The sequence below is a fragment of the Streptomyces sp. WG7 genome, assembly GCF_049975785.1.
GTDB lineage: Bacteria > Actinomycetota > Actinomycetes > Streptomycetales > Streptomycetaceae > Streptomyces.
Genome location: NZ_JBNGGE010000095.1, coordinates 1 through 6658 on the forward strand (window position 1 = coordinate 1; position 6658 = coordinate 6658).

The 6658-nt window shown below is 72.5% G+C and carries 7 protein-coding genes; all 7 read right to left on the reverse strand.

The features are described from left to right. Positions 1–92: 92 nt before the first annotated feature. The 7 genes from rraA to ACP4J0_RS37960 all read right to left on the reverse strand — a co-directional run bounded on the left by rraA (position 93) and on the right by ACP4J0_RS37960 (position 6221). Positions 93–584, reverse strand: coding sequence for a ribonuclease E activity regulator RraA (gene rraA / locus ACP4J0_RS37930; protein ID WP_426603910.1), 492 nt, complete (start codon positions 582–584; stop codon positions 93–95). Positions 585–635: 51 nt separating this feature from the next. Continuing rightward, positions 636–1280, reverse strand: a complete 645-nt coding sequence (otnC, locus tag ACP4J0_RS37935) for a 3-oxo-tetronate 4-phosphate decarboxylase (RefSeq protein WP_426603912.1) — start codon at positions 1278–1280, stop codon at positions 636–638. Further along, complete coding sequence (gene otnK, locus ACP4J0_RS37940) at positions 1277–2539, reverse strand: 3-oxo-tetronate kinase (protein WP_426603914.1); 1263 nt, start codon at positions 2537–2539, stop codon at positions 1277–1279. Before otnK ends, otnC begins: the two co-directional genes overlap by 4 nt. 92 nt (positions 2540–2631) lie before the next feature. Then, entirely contained in the window at positions 2632–3711 is a 1080-nt protein-coding gene (locus ACP4J0_RS37945; RefSeq protein ID WP_426603916.1) for an isocitrate/isopropylmalate dehydrogenase family protein, read from the reverse strand. A gap of 36 nt (positions 3712–3747) precedes the next feature. Beyond that, the gene (locus ACP4J0_RS37950) at positions 3748–4584 is read right to left on the reverse strand and encodes a sugar phosphate isomerase/epimerase family protein (RefSeq protein ID WP_426603918.1); all 837 of its coding nucleotides are present in this window, start codon (positions 4582–4584) and stop codon (positions 3748–3750) included. Continuing rightward, the gene (locus ACP4J0_RS37955; protein WP_426603920.1) at positions 4581–5273 is read right to left on the reverse strand and encodes an aspartate/glutamate racemase family protein; all 693 of its coding nucleotides are present in this window, start codon (positions 5271–5273) and stop codon (positions 4581–4583) included. Before ACP4J0_RS37955 ends, ACP4J0_RS37950 begins: the two co-directional genes overlap by 4 nt. Before the next feature lie 234 nt (positions 5274–5507). After that, a complete protein-coding gene (locus ACP4J0_RS37960; protein WP_426603922.1) occupies positions 5508–6221 on the reverse strand; it encodes a FadR/GntR family transcriptional regulator in 714 nt (237 codons plus the stop codon). Positions 6222–6658 lie beyond the last annotated feature (437 nt).

Genomic DNA, 6658 nt, shown 5'->3' on the forward strand with positions numbered 1-6658 from the left:
CCGAAGGCGGTCCACCCCCCGTAGAAGATCGCGGCCACCAGGCCGAGCGCGGTGACCGCGAACGACCACCCGAAGGTCTTCAGCACCACGGGTCAGCTCACCGCGCCTTCGGGAAGGAGCGCGATGCCGTCGTCGTCGGCGTGCAGGATGTCGCCGGGGCGGAAGGTGACTCCGCCCAAGGTGACGGGGACGTCGACGGCTCCGACGGAGTCCTTGGCGCTCTTGCGCGGGATGGTGCCCAGCGCCTTGATGCCGAGCCGCAGCCCGGCGAGGGCGGTGCTGTCACGGACGGCGCCGTGCAGGACCAGGCCCGCCCAGCCGTTGTCCTGGGCGGCGCCGGCGATGAGGTCGCCGACCAGGGCGGTGCGCAGGGAGCCGCCGCCGTCGACGACCAGGACGGCGCCGTCGCCTGACGTGCGCAGCAGGTCGCGGAGCAGGCCGTTGTCCTCGTTGCAGGAGACGGTGCGGACCGGGCCGGCGAAGCTCCGGTGGGCGCCGAACTGGCGGAACTGCAGGTCGCAGACGCGCAGTTCGGCGCCGTACTGATCGACGAGGTCGGCGGTGGGCACGGGGGTGACCGTCATGGGGCTTCCTTCTTCGGTGGGTGGCTGCCGTGCTCGCGGCTCATCCGGCCGTCAGGGGGATGGGGGCGCGAGCGCGGCAGCCTGCTCGGGGGTGAGGGGGCGGGTGGCGTGTCCACGCAGGAGCAGGTGGAGTCTGGCGGTCTCCTCCAGCTCCTCGATGGCGTCGGCGGCCTGTTCCATCGACGTGCCGGCGATGACCGGACCGTGGTTGGCGAGGAGGACGGCGTGGTGGGTGCGTGCCGTCTGTTCGGCAAGCGGTTCCAGGCTGTTGTCGCCGGGGGCGTGGTAGGGGAGGAGGGGGAGGGTGCCGACGCGCATGGCGTAGTAGGCGGTGAGCGGGGGCAGGGCGTCGGCGGGGTCCACGCCGTCGAGGCAGGAGACGGCGGCGGCGTGGGTGGAGTGCAGGTGGACGACCGCGTGGGCGCCGGGCCGGGCGCGGTAGAAGGCGGCGTGCAGGAACGCCTCCTTGGTCGGCCGGGGCCCGTCGAGGTGCTTGCCGTGCAGGTCGGTGCGCGACAGGTCGGCTTCCTCGACCGTGCCGAGGCTGGACCCGGTGGGCGTGAGCAGCAGGCTGCCGTCGGCCAGGCGGACGGACAGGTTGCCGGTGGAGCCGTGCGTCAGGCCGCGGCTGAAAAGGGAGCGGGCGGTGCGGACGATGAGCGCGCGGGCGGCCGACTCGTCGGCGTAGGCGGTCACTTGGTCTCCACGAGGGCACGGGTGAAGAGGTCGGGGGCGCCGAAGTTGCCGGACTTGAGCATGAGGGCGAGGTCGCCGTTCTTGGTGGTGGCGTACGTCCAGGGCACGCCGGGGTCGGCTTCCTCGCCGACCAGGACGGCGCGGATGCCGAGGGCGGTGGTGACGGCGCCGGACGTCTCCCCGCCGGCGACGAGCAGTCGGCGTACGCCGCGCTCGACGAGGTGGGACGCGAGCGTGCCGAGGAGTTCCTCGACCTGCGCGGCGGCTTCCGTGACGCCCAACTGGGCTTGTACGGCGGACAGTTCCTCGGGCGAGGCGGAGGCGTAGATCAGGACGGGCAGGTCGGGGTCCTGTGCGTCGTACCAGGCCAGCGCCTCGCCGGTGACGTCGCGGCCGGACGCGGCGGCGAGGACGTCGAGGTGGAGGGAGGGCAGGCCGGCGGCGTAGAACTGGGCGATCTGCTCCAGGGTGCGGGCCGAGCAGCTGCCGGCCAGGACGGCGGCCCGCCCCTGGGACGGCGTCGGTTCGGCGGCGGCCGGCCCGGTGGCGGGGTAGGCGTGTCCGAGTCCTTCGCCGAGGCCCGCGGCCCCGGCGACGACCGGCAGTTCGAGGGTGGCGGCACCGAGCACGGCGAGGTCGTCGTCGGTGAGGGCGTCGGCGACGACGTGTCGGACGCCGGCCTGCTGGTGCGCCGTGATCGCCTCGCGGACGGCCTCGACCCCGCGCCGCACGGTGGCCCAGTCGACCAGGCCCACCGGGTGTCGGGTCTGGGCGGACAGCAGTCGCACCAGGGCGGAGTCCGTCATGGGGTTGAGGGGGTGGTGGCGCAGCGGTGAGTCGGACAGCAGTTCGTCGTGGACGAACAGGTGGCCCTGGTAGACGGTGCGGCCGTTGGGCGGGGAGGACGGGCAGTGCAGGGTGACGGCGCCGCCGGCGGCATCCAGGAGGGCGTCGGTGACCGGCCCGATGTTGCCCTGGGGGGTGGAGTCGAAGGTCGAGCAGTACTTGAAGTAGACCTGTGCCGCGCCCTTCGACCACAGCCAGCGCTGGGCGGCGAGGGAGTCGGTGACGGCCTCGTCGGCGGGCGTGGAGCGTGACTTGAGGGCGACCACGGCGGCGTCGCAGTCCGCCGGCAGTGTGGTGGTGTCGTCCGGGGTGCCGAAGACCAGGGCGGTGCGCAGGCCGGCACGCCGGAAGGCGGCGGCGACGTCGGTGCCGCCGGTGAAGTCGTCGGCTATGCAGCCGATGCGCAGGGTCATGGTCGGGCTCTCTCCTGGGGCTGTGCGTCGTGCGGCTCAGGGGGTCCGGGGCGGGCGGCGTGGGAACCCGCCCCGGACGATCGGGGGTGCTGTTACTGACCGGCGCCGATGGCCTTGACGACGGCGGCGGTGAATTCGGTGGTGGAGGCGGAGCCGCCAAGGTCGCGGGTGGAGGTGCCGGCGGCGATCGCGTCGGCCACACCCTTCTCGATGATCTTCGCGACGGTGGCGAGCTTGTCGTCGCCGTGCTTGGCGGCGAGCCACTCGAAGAGCATGGCGCCGGAGAGGATCATGGCGACCGGGTTGGCGATGTTCTGCCCGGCGATGTCGGGGGCCGAGCCGTGCGAGGCCTGGGCCATCGCGGTGGTGGCGGAGGAGTTGATGGAGGGTGCGGTGCCGAGCGAGCCGGAGATCTCGCCGGCCAGGTCGGAGAGGATGTCGCCGAACATGTTCTCGGTGACGATGACGTCGAAGTCCTGGGCGCGGCGCACCAGGTGGACGGTCATGGCGTCGATGTGGAAGTCGTCCACGGTGACGTCCGGGTAGTCCTTCGCCACTTCCTGGCACACCGTGCGGAACAGGCCGGTGGTGAGCTTGAGGACGTTGGCCTTGTGGACGATGGTGAGCTTCTTGCGGCGCGAGCGGGCCAGGTCGAAGGCGACGCGGGCGACGCGCTCGGTGGCCTCGCGGGTGATGATGCCCAGCATGATCGCGGTGTCCGGGGTGGGCATGAACTCGCCGGTGCCCGCGAAGGTGTTGCGGTCGGCGTAGAAGCCCTCGGTGTTCTCGCGGACGATGACCAGGTCGGCGTTGTCGCAGACGGCCTTCGCGCCGGGGAAGGACTTGGCGGGGCGGATGTTGGCGAAGAGCTGGAAGTGCTTGCGCAGGGTGCCCGAGGGGTTGAGCGCGGACTTGTGCGGCTCGGGGTAGCTGACGGAGTCGTGCGGGCCGAGGTACCAGCCGTCGAGGCCGGCGAGGGCGTCCTTGGTCTCCTCGGGGACGGGGGTGCCGTGGGTCTCGATGGCGGAGGCGCCGAGCGGCAGGGTCACCCAGTCGACGGAGACGCCGGCGGCCTCGGCGGCGGCCGTGGCGATCTCGACGGACGACGGGACGATCTCGGGGCCGATACCGTCGCCCTCGAGGACGCCGAGGCGGTAGGTCTTGCTGCTCATGGTGGGAGTTCCTCTCAGAACAGGGGGTGGGGCGGGTCAGGAAAGTGCGGTGGCGGCGTCGGTGAGCGCGGTCCAGGAGCGGGCGGCGGACTTGGGGCTGTCGCCGTCCTGGGTGTGCTCCAGGGTCAACCAGCCGGTGAAACCGCCCGCGCGCAGCGCGGTGAACAGGGCGGGGAGCCGGGGATCGCCGATGGTCAGGGGACCCCGGGTGGTGGGTGCGGCGAGTTGCAGACAGCCGGTGACGGCGGCGTGCTCGGTGACGGCCCGGACCGCGTCGACGCCTTCGGCATCGAGGTGGTGGGTGTCCAGTACGAGCCCGGCCGGGGCGTCGAGGGAGTCGACGACGGCGAGGGCTTCGTCGGGGGTCTGCCACAGGGAGGTGTTGGCCCGCGACTGGGGTTCCAGCAGCAGGCGGCTGCCGCGCGTTGCGGCTTCCTCGGCCAGTTGCGCCACGGCCCGTTCGGCCCACAGCCGCTGCATGTCCGCCAGCCCGGGCAGGAAGGTGCCCCGGGTCTGCCCGAGGGTAACTGGTACCCCGAGGGCACCGGCGAGACGGGCCGCGCCCAGCAGACGGGACAGGGCGTGGCGGCGGACGTCGGGGGAGGGGTCGGTCAGGGTCAGCCGGTCCTGGGCCGCGACCGGCCCGGTGCCGACGCCCAGGACCTTCAGACCGGCGGCCTCGACGGTCTTGGCCAGGGCCTCGGCGTCCTGGGCGCCGACCTCGCGGACCTGTACCTCCACACCGTCGTAGCCCAGTTCGGCCAGTTGGCGGGCGGCCTCGGCGAGCGGCGCCGAGTGGCCGAGCGGCATGGGGGAGAGGCAGTCGTCACCGGAGACGGTGTAGGCCAGCGGCCACGGCAGCCCCGTGCTCATGACGCGACCGCCGGTGCTCCCGCCGGGGCGAGCAGGCCGCGCAGCTCGCGTGCGGCGGCGCCCGCGCCGTCCAGGACCGGCACGCCCAGCAGGTCGGCGAGTGCGTCGCGGGCCGGGGTGAGCGAGTACTGCGCCAGCAGCACCGCGTCGGCATCGGCGCCCCCGGCCGCGCGCAGGGCGTCCGCCAGGTGCCGGGCGGCCTCCTCGGGGCGGGCCCCGGCGGCCTCCTCGCTCAGGGCGGTCACGATGTCGACCGGCCGGTCCGGGCGTACGGCCGGGACGAGCGCTTCGAGCTGGGCGACGGCCGCCGGTACGGCAGGCGGCGTCGAGGCGACGACGGCGATACGGCCGTACGGGCCGGCCAGTGCGGCCTTGAACATCGCCTCGTCGGATTTCAGGACGGGCACGTTCCACAGGGTGCGGGCGGTGTCCACGACTTCGCCGTAGGAGGAGCAGGTCAGCAGCAGGGCCTGGGCGCCGCCGTCCATCACGTGACCGATGAGGCGGAGCATGCGCCGGCGCAGGGCGTCGGTGAGTCCGCCGGCGTCGCGGGCGTCGTCGAGGAGCCGGTCGTCCAGTACGTTCCAGACCGTGGCCTGTGGGAACTCCTGCGCGAACGTCTCTTCGGCGATGCGGTGCGCGGTCGGCACGGCGTGGATCATGGCGACCAGGGGTTGGGGTTCGATCACCGGGGTTCTTACCTCTTCCGGTAGGCGGGGACCGGCAAGGGTCCCGACCGCGGGCCTGCTCCGGTCGGCGGGTGAACGTCCGTGACAGTGGGAGAACAGGCCCGAGTTGGGGGTGGCACCGTTGGGTCGTGTGCCGTGCCGCCACTCTAGGCCGAACCGGTCAACCGGTCAACCGGTTGTGGTGATGCGAAGCCCGCGGGCGCCGGTACCGGCCCGGCGGCCCGCGGTCTCCCGCTATGCCTCTCGCTGTTCGAGCGCCTTCATCAGGCGCCGGGATGCACCGTCCATGTGCTTGGCCATCGCCGTGCGGGCGGCCTCGGCGTCGCCCTTCGCGACCGCCTCGTAGATCGGTACGTGATCGGCGTAGGCCACCTCGCGGGAACGTACGGCCCCCGTCCGTTCCACCCAGCCCCGTTGGATCATCGCCCGCATGCCCTTGAGCATGTCCCGCAGCACCGTGTTGCCGGCCAGCTCGCCGAGGGCGGCGTGGAAGGCGGTGTCCGCCTCGGGGAACTCGTCGTCCGGGCACTCCCGCATCGCAGTCAGCCGGGCCCGCAGCAGCTCGATGCCCGCCTCGTCGCGCGCCTGTGCGGCCAGGCCGGCGACGATCACCTCCAGTTCGGCGCGGGCCTGCACCATGTCCCGGGCGCCTCGCTCGCCCAGGACCAGTCCCAGCTCGAACAGACGGTAGAGCACGTCGGAGTCGGTGCCTCGAAAGTACGTCCCGCTGGACTGCCGGATCTCCAGCAGGCCCAGGAAGCCCAGTGACTTGATCGCCTCACGCACCGTGGGCCGGTTCACCCCGAGCATCTCGGTCAGCTGCCGCTCCGACGGGATGCGGTCACCGGGCTGGACCTCGCCGGACATCAGGTAGTCGATCAGGCGGCGGGAGACCTCTGCGGCCAGCGGCTCGCGCGGCTCGACCGTGATTCTGGCGAGTTCGGCCATCGATTTCCTCACTTCGGTATTGACGTGATGGCCGGATTCTAGTTACCTACCGGCAATCCGGTAAACCGGTTGTCCGGAAGTGGCGGATCGATCCGCCGTCCGTGAGCGACCGGTGTCCCGGCAGTCCTAGCCGAGCCAGGCGCACTGATCACATCCTCATCGGGCCACCGCCCGCCGCGACCGTGCGCCCGCCGAACCGCAGTACAGGAGCCCGCAGCCCCCGTGACCGACCCGACGCACGAGCCGAGCAAGGCCCCGCGTGCGCTGCCGGTCGCCGCCCGAACCGACCCGCACTGACCCCACGCGCCGTCCTGAGCCGCCGTCCGACCGGCGGCCCTCAGTCCTGCCCCAAGGAGCAATGATGCTCGCCGTCCTCGGCTTCGCCACCCTGGGCAGCTTCATGCTGCTCGTGATGCGGAAACACCTCTCCGCGTTCA

Excerpts from the sequence above, each read along its gene's own strand:
- rraA (WP_426603910.1), bottom strand. The coding sequence starts at position 584 with ATGACGGTCACCCCCGTGCCCACCGCCGACCTCGTCGATCAGTACGGC.
- otnK (WP_426603914.1), bottom strand. The coding sequence starts at position 2,539 with ATGACCCTGCGCATCGGCTGCATAGCCGACGACTTCACCGGCGGCACC.
- ACP4J0_RS37945 (WP_426603916.1), bottom strand. The coding sequence starts at position 3,711 with ATGAGCAGCAAGACCTACCGCCTCGGCGTCCTCGAGGGCGACGGTATC.
- ACP4J0_RS37950 (WP_426603918.1), bottom strand. The coding sequence starts at position 4,584 with ATGAGCACGGGGCTGCCGTGGCCGCTGGCCTACACCGTCTCCGGTGAC.
- ACP4J0_RS37960 (WP_426603922.1), bottom strand. The coding sequence starts at position 6,221 with ATGGCCGAACTCGCCAGAATCACGGTCGAGCCGCGCGAGCCGCTGGCC.